The 17,963-nt window shown below is 54.0% G+C and carries 13 protein-coding genes; 8 read left to right on the forward strand and 5 right to left on the reverse strand.

Annotation, left to right across the window (positions count from 1 at the left end; genetic code table 11):
- Positions 1 to 37: 37 nt before the first annotated feature.
- The 3 genes from pgk to tkt all read right to left on the reverse strand — a co-directional run bounded on the left by pgk (position 38) and on the right by tkt (position 4,574).
- Positions 38 to 1,201, reverse strand: coding sequence for a phosphoglycerate kinase (gene pgk / locus RAC65_RS15755; RefSeq protein WP_033739641.1), 1,164 nt, complete (start codon positions 1,199 to 1,201; stop codon positions 38 to 40).
- Positions 1,202 to 1,252: 51 nt separating this feature from the next.
- Complete coding sequence (epd, locus tag RAC65_RS15760) at positions 1,253 to 2,272, reverse strand: erythrose-4-phosphate dehydrogenase (RefSeq protein ID WP_033739643.1); 1,020 nt, start codon at positions 2,270 to 2,272, stop codon at positions 1,253 to 1,255.
- A 307-nt stretch (positions 2,273 to 2,579) separates the two neighbouring features.
- Positions 2,580 to 4,574: a transketolase gene (gene tkt / locus RAC65_RS15765; protein ID WP_054633204.1), complete on the reverse strand. Its 1,995-nt coding sequence runs from the start codon at positions 4,572 to 4,574 to the stop codon at positions 2,580 to 2,582.
- Positions 4,575 to 4,843: 269 nt separating this feature from the next.
- Between tkt and RAC65_RS15770 the strand changes: the two genes are divergently transcribed.
- Positions 4,844 to 5,599, forward strand: a complete 756-nt coding sequence (locus tag RAC65_RS15770; protein ID WP_006120841.1) for a M48 family metallopeptidase — start codon at positions 4,844 to 4,846, stop codon at positions 5,597 to 5,599.
- A gap of 42 nt (positions 5,600 to 5,641) precedes the next feature.
- Here the strand turns inward: RAC65_RS15770 and speB are convergent, their stop codons facing one another.
- Positions 5,642 to 6,562, reverse strand: a complete 921-nt coding sequence (gene speB, locus RAC65_RS15775; RefSeq protein ID WP_033739645.1) for an agmatinase — start codon at positions 6,560 to 6,562, stop codon at positions 5,642 to 5,644.
- 160 nt (positions 6,563 to 6,722) lie between these two features.
- A complete protein-coding gene (gene speA / locus RAC65_RS15780; protein ID WP_033739647.1) occupies positions 6,723 to 8,702 on the reverse strand; it encodes a biosynthetic arginine decarboxylase in 1,980 nt (659 codons plus the stop codon).
- Between the two features lie 801 nt (positions 8,703 to 9,503).
- Here speA and metK point away from each other — a divergent pair.
- From metK to gshB, 7 genes are all read left to right on the forward strand, one after another.
- Positions 9,504 to 10,655 carry a methionine adenosyltransferase gene (gene metK, locus RAC65_RS15785; protein ID WP_006120844.1) on the forward strand — a complete coding sequence of 384 codons (1,152 nt, stop codon included), beginning with the start codon at positions 9,504 to 9,506 and terminating at the stop codon, positions 10,653 to 10,655.
- Positions 10,656 to 11,099: 444 nt separating this feature from the next.
- Complete coding sequence (locus RAC65_RS15790; protein WP_006120845.1) at positions 11,100 to 12,491, forward strand: sugar porter family MFS transporter; 1,392 nt, start codon at positions 11,100 to 11,102, stop codon at positions 12,489 to 12,491.
- Positions 12,492 to 12,725: 234 nt separating this feature from the next.
- Entirely contained in the window at positions 12,726 to 14,660 is a 1,935-nt protein-coding gene (locus RAC65_RS15795; RefSeq protein WP_162285981.1) for a methyl-accepting chemotaxis protein, read from the forward strand.
- Positions 14,661 to 14,755: 95 nt separating this feature from the next.
- Positions 14,756 to 15,268, forward strand: coding sequence for a SprT family zinc-dependent metalloprotease (locus RAC65_RS15800; protein ID WP_110268430.1), 513 nt, complete (start codon positions 14,756 to 14,758; stop codon positions 15,266 to 15,268).
- Between the two features lie 75 nt (positions 15,269 to 15,343).
- Complete coding sequence (gene endA, locus RAC65_RS15805; protein WP_375096870.1) at positions 15,344 to 16,051, forward strand: deoxyribonuclease I; 708 nt, start codon at positions 15,344 to 15,346, stop codon at positions 16,049 to 16,051.
- A gap of 74 nt (positions 16,052 to 16,125) precedes the next feature.
- Positions 16,126 to 16,857, forward strand: a complete 732-nt coding sequence (gene rsmE / locus RAC65_RS15810; RefSeq protein ID WP_006120849.1) for a 16S rRNA (uracil(1498)-N(3))-methyltransferase — start codon at positions 16,126 to 16,128, stop codon at positions 16,855 to 16,857.
- 112 nt (positions 16,858 to 16,969) lie between these two features.
- Complete coding sequence (gshB, locus tag RAC65_RS15815) at positions 16,970 to 17,920, forward strand: glutathione synthase (protein ID WP_033739652.1); 951 nt, start codon at positions 16,970 to 16,972, stop codon at positions 17,918 to 17,920.
- The last annotated feature ends 43 nt before the right edge of the window (positions 17,921 to 17,963 follow it).

The following is a 17,963-nucleotide window of genomic DNA, read 5'->3' on the forward strand; positions in this document are numbered from 1 at the left end:
TTTTCAGGCAGTGCCGCCAGGCACCGCCCCCAAAGGATTACTGCTTCGCACGCTCTTCCAACATGGCAACGGCAGGCAGTTTTTTGCCTTCAACGAACTCAAGGAACGCGCCGCCGCCCGTCGAGATATAGGAGATTTTGTCTTCAATGCCAAACAGATCGATAGCAGCCAGCGTATCACCGCCACCTGCAACAGAGAACGCGTCACTGTCTGCAATCGCGTTAGCGACAATCTCGGTGCCTTTACGGAAGTTCGGGAACTCAAACACACCAACCGGGCCATTCCACAGAATGGTTTTCGCATTCTTGAGGATGGTTGCCATGGCCTGAGCGGTTTCGTCGCCGAAGTCCATAATCTCTTCGTTATCTGCCACTTCCGAAACCTTTTTCACGGTTGCCGGGGCAGTTTCAGAGAATTCCGTGCCAACGCGTGAGTCGGTTGGGACAGGAATCCCGTACTGATCGCGCAGGCCTTTTGCCGCTTCAACAAAGTCTGGCTCATACAGCGATTTACCCACTTTGTTATCGATAGCGACGAAGGTGTTCGCAATGCCACCGCCGACAATCACGGTGTCCGCAATCTTGACCAGCGACTGCAGCACATCAAATTTGGTTGAGACTTTTGAACCACCGACGACGGCCACCAGCGGACGCTCAGGGTTTTTCATCACTTTACCCAGCGCGTCCAGCTCAGCCGACAGCAGCGGGCCCGCACAGGCGACAGGCGCAAATTTACCCACGCCGTGTGTAGAGGCCTGGGCGCGGTGCGCGGTGCCAAAAGCATCCATCACGAACACGTCACACAGTGCTGCGTATTTTTTTGCCAGCGCCTCGTCGTCTTTCTTTTCGCCTTTGTTAAAGCGAACGTTTTCCAGCACAACCAGCTCGCCCGCGCCGATATCGACGCCGTCAAGGTAGTCTTTCGCCAGCGTTACCGGGGTGCCGTTCAGTTTTTCTTTCAGGTAGTTCACTACAGGCAGCAGTGAGAATTCGTCGTTGTATTCACCTTCGGTCGGACGACCCAGGTGAGAGGTAACCATCACTTTAGCGCCCTGCTTCAGGGCTGCTTCGATGGTAGGCAGAGACGCACGGATACGTGCATCTGACGTCACTTTCCCTTCTTTTACCGGCACGTTGAGATCGGCGCGGATTAGAACGCGTTTGCCAGCAAGATCCAGATCGGTCATCTTAATTACGGACATGGTGAACCCTCTCGTTGATTCTCATAAGTTTTGCCAGACGCAAACCGCGTCTTACCTGAAACCGCTTGCGGCCATCGCTAACGTCGTGTCGATCATTCGGTTAGCAAAGCCCCATTCGTTGTCGCACCAGACCAGGGTTTTGATCAGATGCTGACCGCTGACCCGCGTTTGTGTACCGTCCACAATGGCACTGTGCGGATCATGGTTGAAATCTATTGAGACTAACGGCAACTCCGTATAGTCAACTATACCACGAAACGCCCCTTCTGCCGCGCTCAGCAACAAGGCGTTAACCTCACAGGCCTTAACCGGCTGACGCACAGAAACGCTGAGATCAATGGCGGTCACGTTGATCGTCGGCACACGCACTGCAATGGCTTCAAAGCGATCGTTAAATTTCGGAAAAATACGCGTAATGCCTGCCGCCAGGCGCGTGTCCACCGGAATAATAGACTGACTGGCTGCACGCGTGCGGCGCAGATCGCTGTGATAGGCATCGATCACCTGTTGATCGTGCATCGCCGAATGGATCGTCGTCACCGTGCCCGACTCAATCCCAAACGCATCATCCAGCAGCTTAATCACGGGAATAATGCAGTTGGTGGTGCAGGAGGCATTCGAGACAATACAGTCCGTTTGTTTCAGTTCCTGCTCGTTAACACCGTACACGACGGTGGCATCAAGATCGTGACCACCCGGATGGGAAAACAGGACTTTTTTAGCGCCAGCGCGCAGATGGGCTTCACCATCCTGGCGGGAACCATAAACGCCGGTACAGTCCAGTACCACATCGACATTGAGTTCGCGCCAGGGCAGCGCGTCCAGTCCGGCGTGGTGCAGAATACGAATGGTATCTTCTCCCACCCACAGCAGGTCCCGCTCCTGGCGAACATCCAGTGCAAAACGGCCATGACTGGTGTCGTATTTTAATAAGTGCGCCATGCCTGCGGCTTCCGCCAGCTCATTAATCGCCACCACGGTGATTTCAGCACGGCGTCCCGTTTCATACAGTGCACGCAACACGTTGCGTCCAATGCGACCAAAGCCGTTTATTGCAACCCGAATGGTCATCTTTCTCCTGCCAAACCAGACTGAAAAAAAGGTGCAGATAGCCTGAGCGTTTCACCACGTTTTGTACAGGAGATTCTTACCCGATGCAGGGTGAACGCGCCATAACTGAAACGGTTCAGCGAGAATAATAGAAGTGAGGAATAACAGGAATGACTGCGATCAAGCGAGCTGCGAATTTTTGGATCTGCATCACATAATTGAGCAAAAATGAGCGATTACTCCAGGAATAATTGCGTCAGTCAGGGGGCAGAAAGCGCCCCCTTTTTATTGCTATCCTGACGCGCAGGCACGCGTCAGGATTGTGGCATTACGCCAGCAACGCTTTTGCTTTTGCGACAACGTTGTCGAGCGTGAAACCGAACACTTCGAACAGCTTCTCAGCAGGAGCCGACTCACCAAAGGTGGTCATCCCAACAATAGCCCCGTTCAGCCCGGTGTATTTAAACCAGTAATCGGCGATACCAGCCTCAATAGCGACGCGCGCCGCAACGGCTTTTGGCAGAACAGATTCACGGTATTCTTCGGACTGTTTATCGAAAGCATCGGTCGATGGCATAGACACCACGCGCACCTTGCGACCTTCTTCGGTAAGCTTCTGGTAAGCCGCGACGGCCAGTTCCACTTCGGAACCGGTGGCAATCAGAATCAGTTCTGGCGTGCCTGCGCTGTCTTTGAGGACATAACCACCGCGGGCCACGTTGGCCAGTTGTTCGGGTGTACGCTCCTGCTGTGCCAGGTTCTGACGCGAGAAGATCAGGGCGCTTGGGCCGTCTTTACGCTCAATGGCATATTTCCACGCCACGGCAGATTCAACCTGGTCACACGGACGCCACAGGCTCATGTTCGGCGTCGTACGCAGGCTTGCCATCTGCTCAACAGGCTGGTGCGTCGGGCCATCTTCACCCAGACCGATTGAATCATGGGTATACACCATGATCTGACGGATCTTCATCAGCGCAGCCATACGTGCCGCGTTACGCGCATATTCCACGAACATCAGGAAGGTTGCGGTATAAGGCAGGAAACCGCCGTGCAGGGCCAGACCGTTAGCAATCGCGGTCATACCAAACTCACGCACACCATAATGGATGTAGTTACCCGCAGCATCTTCATTGATTGGCTTAGATCCCGACCAGATAGTCAGGTTACTGGGTGCCAGATCCGCTGAACCGCCCAGATATTCCGGCAGGATCTTACCAAACGCTTCAATCGCATTCTGCGAAGCTTTACGGCTGGCAATTTTCGCCGGGTTCGCCTGCAACTGCTCAATGAATTTTTGCGACTCTTGCTGCCAGTTAGCTGGCAGTTCGTTGCTCATGCGACGTTTGAATTCGGCAGCCAGTTCCGGGAAGGCTTTGGCGTAAGCGGCAAATTTTTCATTCCACGCGGCTTCTTTCGCCTTGCCCGCTTCTTTAGCATCCCACTCGGCATAAATCTCAGACGGGATAACAAATGGCGGATACTCCCAACCCAGTTGCTTACGGGTCAAGGCCACTTCGTCGTCACCCAGTGGCGCGCCATGTGAATCATGGGTGCCCGCTTTGTTTGGTGAACCGAAACCAATCACGGTTTTGCACATCAGCAGTGAAGGCTTATCGGTTACGGCTTTCGCTTCTTCGATGGCTTTCGCGATCGCATCCGCGTTATGCCCATCCACACCGCGCACCACATGCCAGCCATAGGCTTCAAAACGCTTAGCGGTGTCATCGGTAAACCAGCCGTCGATATGGCCATCGATTGAAATACCGTTATCGTCATAGAAGGCCACCAGCTTACCGAGCTTCAGCGTACCGGCCAGTGAGCAGACTTCGTGTGAGATGCCTTCCATCATGCAACCATCGCCCATAAACACCCAGGTGTTATGGTCTACGATGTCATGACCCGGACGGTTGAACTGCGCCGCTAATGTGCGCTCAGCGATGGCAAAACCCACGGCATTGGCAATGCCCTGGCCCAGCGGACCGGTGGTGGTTTCCACACCAACGGTGTAGCCGTACTCAGGGTGACCCGGGGTTTTAGAGTGCAGCTGACGGAAGTTTTCCAGTTCGCTGATGGGCAAATCGTAACCGGTCAGATGCAGCAGGCTGTAGATCAGCATCGAACCGTGACCATTCGACAGCACAAAACGGTCGCGGTCAGCCCACAATGGGTTAGTTGGATTATGATTCAGGTAGCCACGCCATAACACTTCGGCGATATCCGCCATGCCCATAGGGGCACCCGGATGTCCCGATTTAGCTTTTTGCACTGCATCCATACTTAACGCGCGAATGGCATTGGCAAGATCTTTACGAGAGGGCATCTTCTACTCCATTTCGGATTAACGATTTGCGCCTTAACCTTTTGTAATTAATCAGTTATCGGGCAAAGCGAGGGGAAACTTTCACAACAATGTACATGAAAAACGGCCTAAAAGTAATGTCGTAAAACGCGAAATATGCCCGGCGCGTTTGGCTTTTCCGGTAATGTCTGCTAGCAAAACGGTTTACCGCCGACTATAACCAGTAAGTTCGATCACCAGCCACCGCGTCAGGTGATTGTTTTTTATCTTGTTACTATTGGGAAGATGGAATGAAAATTCAGAAAACGGTACTGGCTTTGGGGATGATCGCGCTGTTAAGCGGCTGCGAGGGGATGAATAACAACGGCCTGCTGCAGTCAGGTGCACAGGCTTTCCAGGCGTACACATTAAGCGATGCCCAGGTGAAGCAGTTGAGCGATCAATCCTGTGCCCAGATGGACAAAGACAATCAGGTCGCGCCGGCGAACAGCGAATACCAGCAACGTCTGAATAAAATCGCGGCCGCACTGGGCGACAACATTAACGGTACGCCGGCTAACTATAAGGTCTACCAGACCAAAGATGTGAATGCCTGGGCGATGGCCAACGGCTGTATTCGCGTTTACAGCGGCCTGATGGACATGATGAACGACAATGAAGTGGAGGCGGTGCTGGGGCACGAAATGGGTCACGTCGCGCTGGGCCATACACGTAAAGCGATGCAGGTTGCCTTTACCACGACCGCCGCGCGCACCGCTGCCGCGTCCGTAGGAGGCATCATTGGCTCGCTGTCGCAGTCACAACTGGGCGATATGGGCGAAAAACTGGTGAATGCGCAGTTCTCCCAGACTCAGGAAACGCAGGCGGATGACTACTCTTACGATCTGCTTAAAAAACGGGGAATTGACCCTGTCGGATTAGCGACCAGCTTTGAAAAACTGGCGAAACTGGAACAGGGTCGCCAGAGCTCTATGTTCGATTCGCACCCTGATTCTGAAGCCCGCGCACAACACATTCGCGATCGTATCGCGGCAGACAGCAAGTAAGCCTGAATCAGCGGGATAACGCTGCGTTATCCCGCTGTGGCATTAGCCTTTGTTGGCGGCCTGAACGTGTAACATATCCAGTGCCAGCGTTGCGGCAGCCAGCGCGGTCAGATCGGCGTGATCATAGCCCGGGGCCACTTCCACCAGATCCATCCCGACAATATTCATGCCCTGCAAACCCCGAATCAACTTGGTCGCTTTGTCGGTCGTTAAACCACCGATCACTGGCGTACCGGTACCCGGCGCATGCGCAGGGTCCAGGCAGTCAATGTCAAAGGTAAGGTAAACCGGCAGATCGCCAACGGTGCGCTTAATTTCCGCCAGGATATCGTCCACGCTGCGGTCGTTAACCTGTGCCGCATCCAGCACGTTAAAGCCCAGGCTCTTATCGAACTCGGTACGGATACCGATCTGGACGGAGTGCTGCGGATCGATCAGGCCCTCTTTTGGCGCCGTAAAGAACATGGTGCCATGGTCAAACGTGGGGCCGTTAGAATAGGTATCGGTATGCGCGTCGAAGTGCACCAGCGCCATTTTACCGAAGTGCTTCGCGTGGGCACGCAGTAGCGGCAGCGTGACGTAGTGATCGCCGCCAAACGTCATCATACGTTTACCGTTAGCCAGCAGCTTCTCTGCGTGAGCCTGCAACTTGTCAGACAGGTCCTGAGAGTCGCCAAAGGCATAAACCAAATCGCCACAGTCGACGACATTCAGGCGCTGACGCAGGTCAAAATCCCACGGCCAGCGACAGCCTTCCCAGGCCAGATTCGTTGAAATCTGACGGATGGCACCAGGGCCAAGACGGCTGCCTGGACGGCCAGAGGTTGCTGCATCAAACGGAACGCCGGTGATCACCCACTCTGCGTCGCTGTCGTAAGGCTGAAAATTGACTGGAAAACGCATAAAACCAAAGGCGTTAGAAACCAGTGAATTGTCGTACTGATTACCGAGGGTATTGTACATAAGTCGTCCTCTGTTAATGTCTGAACCGGGCCGGGCCCGCACACCTTTTCAGGTTGAGATAAAAAAAATCCCCTCCGCGTCGTTAGGCCCGACGAGGAAGGGATGTGTTGCCGCCGATTATCAACAATGTCCCGCCCGGCTGCAAGCGCTTCGCAGGGCGTTATTCGTCTTCTAAATACGTGTAGCCATAGAGACCGCTTTCAAACTCCTGCAGGAACTGCTCACGCAGGTCTTCGTCCAGTTCAGAGGTCTGAATCTGTTTACGGAACAGCGTCATCAGCTCATTGGGGTCCAGCTGCACATACTGCAACATGTCGGCCACGGTATCGCCTTCATCGGAAAGCTGTACTTCCACTTCGCCATCCTGGAATGCGAAGACATCCACCGCTTCGGTATCACCAAACAGGTTGTGCATGTTGCCCAGAATTTCCTGGTACGCGCCGACCATAAAGAAGCCCAGCATCGGTGGGTTCTCCACATCATATTCCGGCATCGGCATGGTCGTCGCGATGCCGTCGCCGTCCACGTAGTGATCGATGGTGCCATCGGAGTCACAGGTGATATCCAGCAGCACGGCCCGACGTTCGGGCTTTTTATTCAGGCCTTCCAGTGGCAGCACCGGGAAGAGCTGATCGATGCCCCACGCGTCCGGCATCGACTGGAACAGCGAGAAGTTCACATAGATCTTATCCGCCATGCGCTCCTGCAGCTCATCAATAATCGGGCGATGTGCGCGGTTGCTGGGATCCAGATGCTGCTGAATATAATGGCAAATGCTCAGGTACAGCTGTTCAGCCCAGGCGCGCTGCTTAAGGCTGTAAATGCCTGACGAATAGCCGGTGTGAATATCAAACAGGTCCATCTGGCTGTCGTGCAGCCATTCACGCAGAGAGCGGCGCGTATTCGGCTCGTGCATCTCCTGCCAGGTTTCCCACATGCTCAGGATAGGACGTGGCGCATCATCGATATCGGGCGCTTCAGGTTTGCTGAATTCGTTCCGCTCAACACCAATGATATTAGAGACCAGCACCGTATGGTGCGCCGTTACGGCGCGACCTGACTCGGTGATGACGGTAGGATGTTCAAGTCCGTGTTCGTCGCAGGCGGCACCGATGGCCCAGATAACATTATTAGCGTATTCATTCAGCCCGTAGTTTACCGAGCAGTCAGACTGTGAACGCGTCCCTTCATAATCCACGCCCAGGCCGCCGCCGACGTCGAAGCACTTAATGTTAACGCCCAGCTTCGCCAGCTCCACGTAAAAACGTGCCGACTCGCGCACGCCGGTGGCGATATCGCGAATATTCGCCATCTGAGAGCCAAGGTGGAAGTGCAGCAGTTGCAGGCTGTCAATGCGTCCGGCTTCGCGCATGATTTCAACCAGCTTCAGCACCTGCGTGGCAGACAGGCCAAATTTGGATTTCTCGCCACCGCTCGACTGCCATTTACCGGAACCTTGCGACGCCAGACGCGCACGAATGCCGAGGCGGGGCACCACATTCAGGCGTTCCGCTTCTTCCAGCACCAGGCGCACTTCGGTCATCTTCTCCAGAACCAGATAAACCTTGTGCCCCATTTTTTCGCCGATCAGCGCCAGACGAATGTATTCACGATCTTTATAACCGTTACAGACAATCACTGAGCGGGTGTGGCCGGCATGCGCCAGCACCGCCATCAGTTCCGCTTTTGATCCGGCTTCAAGGCCCAACGGCTCACCGGAGTTCACCAGCGATTCAATCACGCGTTTGTGCTGGTTAACCTTGATGGGATAAACCAGGAAGTAGTCACCGGTATAGCCATAGGATTCACGCGCGCGTTTGAACGCGGCGTTGATTGAGCGCAGGCGGTGCTGAAGGATCTGCGGAAAACAGAACAACGCCGGCAGACGCTGGCCTTGCGCCTCACGTTCTTTCACCAGTTTTGCCAGATCAACGCGCACGTCCGGGCGATCCGGGTCGGGACAGACACTAATATGACCCAGTTCATTCACGTCATAATAGTTATTGCCCCACCAGGCAATGTTATAGGTCCGCAGCATCAGGCTGGCATCCTGATCGTTCATCGCCACCTCCTGCATAGAGCGGAGAGCACCTTGTTCGCCAGCTGACGAACCCTTGATATTCTTCATGCCGTCAGACATCACGAACCTCAATTTTCCGTTGAAAGATAATACTGTAATCCGACTCAACAGCCGGATGTAGGGAAATTCGTTGCCACATATTACGTCATGCTCTGTCAGCGTCACGCGCCCAGATAATCCCCTTGCATGACCTAAGTGTAAAACACTCCGCCACGACAGGGGAAAAAAGGGCCGCGAATAATTCACACCACGTCGGTCGGGCCACTTGCCCACGTTGACGTGTCAGAGGTTAGCCAGCGCTTGTGTCGGGATAATTACCGAAGCGAATAAAAGGGTGGCAGGAAAGAAATAAAGACGGGAAACAGGATAACGCTGACGCAAAGCCAGCACGCAAAGAAGCCGTGAAGGAGAAGATAAGGCTCATGACGTGTATCACCTCCGCACATGACGCCGTCATGTGGCAAACCATCAGGGTGAAAGCCAGACAGTGGTCTGACGGGCGCGACGCGATAGCGCGTCATCCTTTTTCTGCTGCAAACGCAGCGGCGTTTTATACAATTTGCGCCTGAAAAATGCAAAGAGATTATTCGCTTAATGCTGGCCCTGCCCGCAGCATTATTCACTACTCAGCACCAGGCCGGCAGTGCATCAGAAAAAAGGGCTGGTAATTCGCTCATCTCGTAACCTAAAATAGACGTCCAGATGGTTTTCCATCTAAACAGGTTAATATCCAGGCGGTGTTGGCCTGGCGTGCTGACACTACCTGACTGCTCTCGGCTTTGCCTTAAGGGGCGTTAAGTCAGCTAACACTCACTTGCGCTACGCAGTCGAACTCAAACCATTGGTAAGGTAAAGAACATAATGGCTAAACATCTTTTTACATCCGAGTCCGTATCAGAAGGACATCCTGATAAAATCGCTGACCAGATTTCCGATGCGGTGCTTGATGCGATCCTGGAGCAGGATCCTAAAGCGCGCGTGGCCTGCGAAACGTACGTGAAGACCGGTATGGTTCTGGTCGGCGGCGAAATCACGACCAGCGCCTGGGTTGATATCGAAGAAATCACCCGTAATACCGTACGTGAAATCGGCTATGTTCATTCCGATATGGGCTTTGATGCCAATTCCTGCGCTGTGTTAAGCGCCATCGGTAAACAATCTCAGGACATCAACCAGGGCGTTGACCGCAGCGATCCGCTGGAACAGGGTGCAGGCGATCAGGGCCTGATGTTCGGCTACGCGACCAACGAAACCGACGTGCTGATGCCCGCCCCGGTAACCTATGCGCATCGTCTGGTTCAGCGTCAGGCTGAAGTCCGCAAAAATGGCACGCTGCCATGGCTGCGCCCGGATGCGAAAAGCCAGGTCACTTTCCAGTATGACAATGGCAAGATTGTAGGCATCGACGCGGTCGTGCTCTCGACTCAGCACAGCGAAGCCATCAGCCAGAACGATCTGCAGGAAGCGGTGATGGAAGAAATCATCAAGCCGGTACTGCCTTCTGAGTGGCTGAACGCGTCCACCAAATACCACATCAACCCAACCGGCCGTTTTGTTATCGGCGGTCCAATGGGTGACTGTGGCCTGACCGGTCGTAAAATCATTGTCGATACCTACGGCGGGATGGCGCGTCACGGTGGCGGCGCATTCTCAGGTAAAGATCCCTCAAAAGTTGACCGCTCCGCGGCGTACGCTGCGCGCTATGTTGCCAAAAATATCGTGGCGGCTGGCCTGGCCGATCGGTGTGAGATTCAGGTTTCCTACGCCATCGGCGTGGCAGAGCCGACATCTATCATGGTGGAAACCTTTGGTACCGAGAAAGTCTCTACTGAACAGCTGACGCTGCTGGTCCGTGAATTCTTTGATCTGCGTCCATACGGTCTGATTCAGATGCTGGATCTGCTGCACCCAATCTATAAAGAAACGGCTGCTTACGGTCACTTTGGCCGCGAACATTTCCCATGGGAAAAAACCGACAAAGCGGCACAGCTGCGCGAGGCCGCTGGCCTGTAAGCATCGTTGAGTAAGTGCACCTGAAAGCCCTGCCCGATGGCGGGGCTTTTTTATGGGCTTTATCCCGCATTCGACCTCCGCTTTTTTCCTGCGGCACATTTTTTTAACTCAACTACACTTTCTTTCAGTTTGTACCCTGCCCTTGTGTTAACGATTACAATTTGAAACGCTTTAAATATCGGCTATTTAGGAATTTATCGCCGTAGTTATTCTTTTAAAAATGCGTTATTTTCAGCGTCATCTGATAGGCGTTAATCAGGACATTGTCAGAAACTTCGAGGGTACTATACCTCACTGGTTACTTGACCTTTCTGGGTTGTAAATGCTGGATTTCAGGGTTTCAGCATGTGTAAGCGATTACATCAATGTGATCGGGCTCACTTTTAACCCAGATAAGGTTTTTTAACATCGATAACAACAATGATGGATAATTTGGAGGCAACCATGCCTGGCAACTCACATAAAAGCAGAACCTCAAATAAGGCAATGACCTTATTTGTCTGCTTTCTGGCAGCGCTCGCAGGCCTGCTCTTTGGGCTGGATATCGGCGTTATCGCAGGTGCCCTGCCCTTTATCGCTAAGGACTTTAATGTTACTGCCCACCAACAGGAGTGGATTGTCAGCTCCATGATGTTTGGTGCAGCCATTGGTGCTATCGGCAGCGGCTGGATGTCATCACGTCTGGGCCGTAAAAAAAGCCTGATGGCCGGTGCGATTCTGTTTGTCATTGGATCACTCTGGTCAGCGATGGCACCTAATCCGGAAATGTTGATCTGCGCGCGCGTCCTGTTAGGTCTCGCCGTGGGTGTCGCCTCGTATACCGCGCCACTTTACCTTTCTGAAATCGCACCAGAGAAAATCCGCGGCAGCATGATCTCGCTGTACCAGCTGATGATTACCATCGGTATTCTGGGTGCGTATCTCTCCGATACCGCATTTAGCTTTACCGGAAACTGGCGCTGGATGCTGGGCGTGATCACGATCCCTGCCATTCTGCTGCTGATTGGTGTGTTCTTCCTGCCGAACAGCCCGCGCTGGCTGGCGGCGAAAGGCAACTTCCGCGATGCACAGCGTGTTCTGGATCGTCTGCGTGACACCAGTGAACAGGCAAAACGCGAACTGGATGAGATCCGCGAAAGCCTGAAAGTGAAGCAGTCTGGCTGGGGCCTGTTTACCAATAACGCCAACTTCCGCCGCGCGGTCTTCCTCGGCATTCTGCTTCAGGTGATGCAGCAGTTCACCGGGATGAACGTCATCATGTATTACGCGCCGAAAATCTTTGAGATCGCCGGTTTTGCGAATACGACTCAGCAGATGTGGGGAACGGTTATTGTCGGTCTGGTTAACGTACTGGCCACCTTCATCGCCATTGGCCTGGTGGATCGCTGGGGCCGTAAGCCTACGCTGATTCTGGGCTTCCTGGTCATGGCTGCCGGTATGGGCATCCTGGGCACTATGCTGCACATGGGCATCCATACACCAGGCGCGCAGTACTTCGCCATTGGTATGCTGCTGATGTTTATCGTGGGCTTCGCCATGTCAGCCGGTCCGTTGATTTGGGTACTGTGTTCCGAAATTCAGCCGCTGAAAGGGCGTGATTTTGGTATCACGGTTTCAACCACCACCAACTGGATTGCCAATATGATCGTTGGCGCAACCTTCCTGACCATGCTGAACACGCTGGGTAATGCACCGACCTTCTGGGTTTACGCGCTGCTGAACGTGTTCTTTATTGTGCTCACCGTTATGCTCATTCCGGAGACCAAAAACGTGTCGCTGGAACATATTGAACGTAACCTGATGGCGGGCAAAAAACTGCGCGATATCGGCCAGTAAATTCCTTCGCGCCCGCGTCCGTGAAAGCCAGTCAGTGTAAACTGACTGGCTTTTTTTAACCTTTTACCCACGCCAACAGCTCAGCGTATTCACGCTCAAACCCTGCCACGCCTGGCTTGCGCCGCCCCGCTTCGCTTTTCTTTCGTTAAAGTCGAAAAAATATACGCCGATAAATGACCTGACGTTTCCCTTATAAAAACCCGTTTTCAGACTTTATTTTCATCAGGAAATCCAATGAACAACCCCAGCGTAAAAAAGACAATGAGCACCCGGGCTCAGATGCTGCTGGCAGGGGGAATGACGATTGTCGTGGGCTTTGCAGCGACCATCGGATTGCTCAGCTGGCAGTCTTCAAAAGCGCAAAAATCTCTGGCCGCTGACTACCTGCAACAAATTGCTGCCAGCCATGCCGGACAAATTCAACAGGAACTGACGCATGCACTGGACGCGGCACAAAACCTGGGGCAAAGCCTTGCCGCGCTGCCTGCGGCCGGCGTGACCGATCGCAACGTTGCCCATAAGCTCATGGAATATGCCCTGCAGAAAAATCCTGACTTTGTATCGATGACCGTGGTGTTCGAACCCAACGCCTTCGACGGTCGTGACAGTGCTTTCGCCGGTCAGCAGGGAATGCCACCCGAGGGGCGCTATGCCTGGTATATTGATCGGGATAAAGACGGGCATTTTAAAATGAATCCGGCGCTGGATTTTTTACAACCCGGTGCGGGCAATTACTATCTGCTGCCGAAAGAAACGCTTAAAGACACGCTGATTGAACCCTACAGCTTCGCCTATGATGGTGCGAAACCCGAGTGGTTAACCTCAGTCGCCACGCCTGTCATGGTGAACGATAAGCTAAAACTGGTCGTCAGCTCGGATATTCTGCTGTCGTCTATCCAGAAAAAAATCAACCAGATCAAACCCTGGCAAGGCACCGGTTACGCGCTGCTGATTTCGAACAGCGGTAACGTGATTTCCTCCCCCGATACAAGTGAAGCGGGCAAGAAATGGCCGGGGAACGTAAACAGCACCAGTACCAACGTGACGGAGCAATACGATCCGGTGCTCAAAGAACAGGCCATGTATACGTGGTATCCCGTGCGCGTTGGGAAGAGTGATAAACCCTGGTATGTCGGGATCGTGGCGCCCGTCAGTCAGGTGATGGCGGCCGCTGACCGCCAGCTGTACTGGGCCATCGGGCTGATGATCATCAGCATCCTGTCGGTGGGTGCCGTACTGGGGCTGCTGTTCAGTCGCAAAGTGATGCGCCCGCTGGGTGGTGAACCGGCAGAGGCTGCGCGTATCGCGCTGGCTGTGGCTGAGGGGCGGTTAAACAACAGCATTGGCGTTGCGCCCGACGATAGCCGTAGTCTGTTCTACGCGTTGAGTACCATGCAGTCACAGCTTAGGACGATGGTCGGCCAAATCAAAGATGCCAGCCTCTCTGTCCAGCAGGGCGCGGGCGAAATCGCCAGCGCCAACCTGAACCTGTCCTCCCGAACTGAGGAGCAGGCTGCCGCCCTGGAGGAAACTGCGGCCAGCATGGAACAGATTAGCGCGGCCATTCGTATGAACGCTGACAACGCACAACAGGCGACAGGCCTGACGGAAAATGCCACCCGTATCGCTAACCGTGGCGAAACGCTGGTGGATCAGGTCGTGACAACCATGGCGAAGATCGATGAAAGCTCGCAGAAAATTGGTGATATCACCACGCTGATTAACAGCATTGCTTTCCAGACCAATATTCTGGCGCTTAACGCCGCCGTTGAAGCGGCACGTGCAGGGGAACAGGGACGCGGATTTGCCGTGGTGGCCTCAGAAGTGCGTAACCTGGCGCAGCGCACCACCAGTGCCGTAAAGGACATCGCCGCCCTGATTGAAGAGTCAGCGCTGCGCGTCGAGAATGGCGTTGTGCTGGTCAATGATGCGGGCAAAACCATGCATGAAATGACAAATGCCGTTTCATCCGTGCAGCGCATCATCGGTGAAATTGTTGCCGCATCCGATGAACAGGCGCGCGGTATCGCTCAGGTCACCCTTGCCGTTAATGAAATGGACGGCACGACTCAGCAAAATGCGGCACTGGTTCAGCAGATGTCGGCGGCCTCCAGTTCACTTGAGGATCAGGCCCGCCAGCTGGCACAAACCGTCGCGCAGTTCCATTAAGCCGTGGCGATGTCCGTCGTGACAGACGGGCATCGCCATCTTTGCCCCGCGCATTCATATTGAGTTCCGCCTCTGCGGCGCTTATGCTGAGCGCCATGAAAACACCTCGTCTTCCGATTGCCCTGCAACAAGCCGTTATGCGCGCCCTGCGTGATGCTCTTGAGCGCGCTAATCGCACGCTTGAACGCACCTACCCTGAGCCCACGCTGGTTTATCAGCAACGGGGCACCGCCGCCGGTACCGCCTGGCTGGAAAAATGGGAGATTCGCCTCAATCCTGTGCTGCTGCTGGAGAACCAACAGGCGTTTATTGACGAAGTCGTCCCTCACGAACTGGCCCATTTGCTGGTGTGGAAGACCTTTGGTCGCGTGGCACCGCACGGGAAAGAGTGGAAGTGGATGATGGAAACCGTCCTCGGTGTTCCGGCCCAGCGTACCCACCGTTTCGAAGTCGCGTCCGTCCGTAGTCGCACCTTTGCCTACCGCTGTCAGTGTCAGCAGCACCACCTTACCGTACGGCGTCATAATCGCGTGATTCGCGGCGAAAGCGAATACCGCTGTGTCCATTGCGGCAACGTATTAAAAGCCGGCCTTTTCCTTCCATCCTGACCGGATTCTCATTCCGCCTGCCCCCGCATTCTGGTACCCTGCCGCCCTTTTTAGGATCAAGGTGATAACTGGAATATGTCTCACAAAATAATCATGACCGCCGCGCTGCTGCTGGCCTCCTTTCATGCCAACGCGCTTAACCTGAATAATTACCATCAGAATAATTTTCAGCAGGCAAAAGCTTATGCGGCCGAGATTAACGCCGATGCACCGGGCAGTTTTTATTGCGGCTGCAAAATGACCTGGCACGGTAAAAAGGGCGAACCTGATCTGAGCAGTTGCGGTTATCAACCGCGTAAAAATGCCAACCGTGCCGCGCGCATCGAGTGGGAGCACGTGATGCCTGCCTGGGAGTTCGGTCATCAACGTCAGTGCTGGCAGAATGGTGGACGCAAAAACTGCAGTAAAGATGCCGACTATCGCCATATGGAGACCGATCTGCACAATCTGCAACCGGCAATAGGTGAAGTAAACGGCGACCGGGGTAACTTTGCTTACAGCCAGTGGAACGGGACAGAGAAGCAATATGGTCAGTGCAGCATGCACATTGATTTTAAAAACAAACAGGCAGAGCCACCAGAACGGGCCCGCGGTGCCATCGCGCGCACCTACTTCTATATGCGCGATCAGTATCATCTGCGCTTGTCGCGCCAGCAAACCCAGCTATTTACGGCCTGGAACAAGCTCTATCCGGTCAGCCAGTGGGAATGCGAGCGAGACCAACGTATCGCACGGGTACAGGGGAATCATAATCCTTATGTGCTCGAAGCTTGCAAGCGTTAAAATCCCTGCCCTAAACTAACTGTCTTTACGGCCTCGCCGCGTGGATCGCGCGGCGTTTTGCTCTCAGGTACTTTATGCGCATACCTCGCATTTTTCACTCACAGCCGCTGCATGTTGGCAGTGAGATTACACTGGATGACGATGCCTCTAACCATGTTGGTCGCGTATTACGCATGACCAGTGGACAGCATCTGGAACTGTTTGATGGCAGTAATCTGACTTTCGCAGCAGAAATCACGCAAGTTGATAAAAAACGTGTAAAAGTATCCATCACAACGAGTCAGACAGACGATCGTGAATCGCCCCTTTATCTCCATCTCGGCCAGGTGATGTCGCGTGGCGAAAAAATGGAATTTACCATCCAGAAATCAATCGAACTGGGCGTTAATGTCATCACGCCGCTGTTTTCTGAGCGCTGTGGTGTCAAACTGGACGCCGAACGTCTGGCGAAAAAAATTCAGCAATGGCAAAAGATTGCGATTGCCGCCTGTGAACAGTGTGGCCGTAACCGGGTACCGGAAATCCGTCCGGCGATGACGCTGGAAGCCTGGTGCAGTGAAGCGGAAAGTGGGTTAAAACTGAATCTGCATCCGCGCGCCAGCCACAGTATTAACACCTTGCCCCAACCGGTCGAGCGCGTCAGGTTGCTGATTGGCCCGGAAGGTGGGCTGTCCGCTGAAGAAATTGCCATGACGGCACAGCATGGATTTACGGATATTTTGCTTGGCCCACGCGTTTTACGCACCGAAACCACCGCGCTGACGGCCATTACGGCACTTCAGGTGAGGTTTGGCGACCTGGGTTAAGCGATACTTTTAGCACGTTCAGGTCATGCAGCCTCACCGCCAGCCTGAAAGATCAGCCCCTTTTGCCCGAACGGAACGAGACGGTTAGTGCCGCCTCCTTCAGGAGAGAATAATGATTAAGCTTGGCATCGTGATGGACCCGATCGCATCCATCAACATTAAGAAAGACTCCAGCTTTGCAATGCTGCTGGAAGCCCAGCGCCGGGGCTACGAAATTCACTATATGGAGATGAACGATCTCTCCCTGCGCGGCGGCGTGGCCTTTGCCCGCACGCGCCTGCTCAGCGTGGAACAGAATGCCGCGAGCTGGTACCAGTTTGGCAGCGAACAGCAGATCAAACTGGCCGATCTTGATGTCGTCCTGATGCGCAAAGATCCACCGTTCGATACCGAATTTATCTACTGCACCTACATTCTGGAACGTGCCGAAGAACAGGGTACGCTGATCGTTAACAAGCCGCAAAGCCTGCGCGACTGCAATGAAAAACTCTATACCGCCTGGTTTGCCGAATTTACGCCGGATACGCTGGTGACCCGTTCGAAGCAGCAACTCCGTGCATTCTGGCAGGAGCATGGCGATGTGATTATGAAGCCGCTGGACGGCATGGGTGGCGCATCCATCTTTCGCGTGAAGCAGGATGACCCAAACTTTGGCGTAATCGCCGAAACGCTGACAGAGCATGAAAGCCGCTACTGCATGGCGCAAAATTATCTGCCAGCGATCAAAGAGGGCGACAAACGCGTACTGGTCGTCGATGGCGAACCCGTTCCCTATTGCCTGGCGCGTATCCCTCAAGGCGGTGAAACCCGTGGTAACCTGGCCGCCGGTGGACGCGGTGAAGCGCGCCCGCTGAGCGAAAGTGACTGGGCGATCGCCCGCAAAGTCGGACCCACGCTTAAAGCCAAAGGCTTGATTTTTGTCGGACTCGATATTATTGGTGATAGACTGACAGAAGTTAACGTGACCAGCCCAACATGCATTCGTGAAATCGAGGCCGCTTTCCCTGTGTCCATCACCGGTATGCTGATGGATGCCATTGAGAAGCGTCTGGGCTCAGCATAACGCTGGGACCATGCTCCGTGATCAACCCAACATCGGTGCTGAC

Source organism: Pantoea sp. BS_8, from assembly GCF_041954965.1.
In the GTDB taxonomy this organism is placed as follows: domain Bacteria; phylum Pseudomonadota; class Gammaproteobacteria; order Enterobacterales; family Enterobacteriaceae; genus Pantoea; species Pantoea stewartii.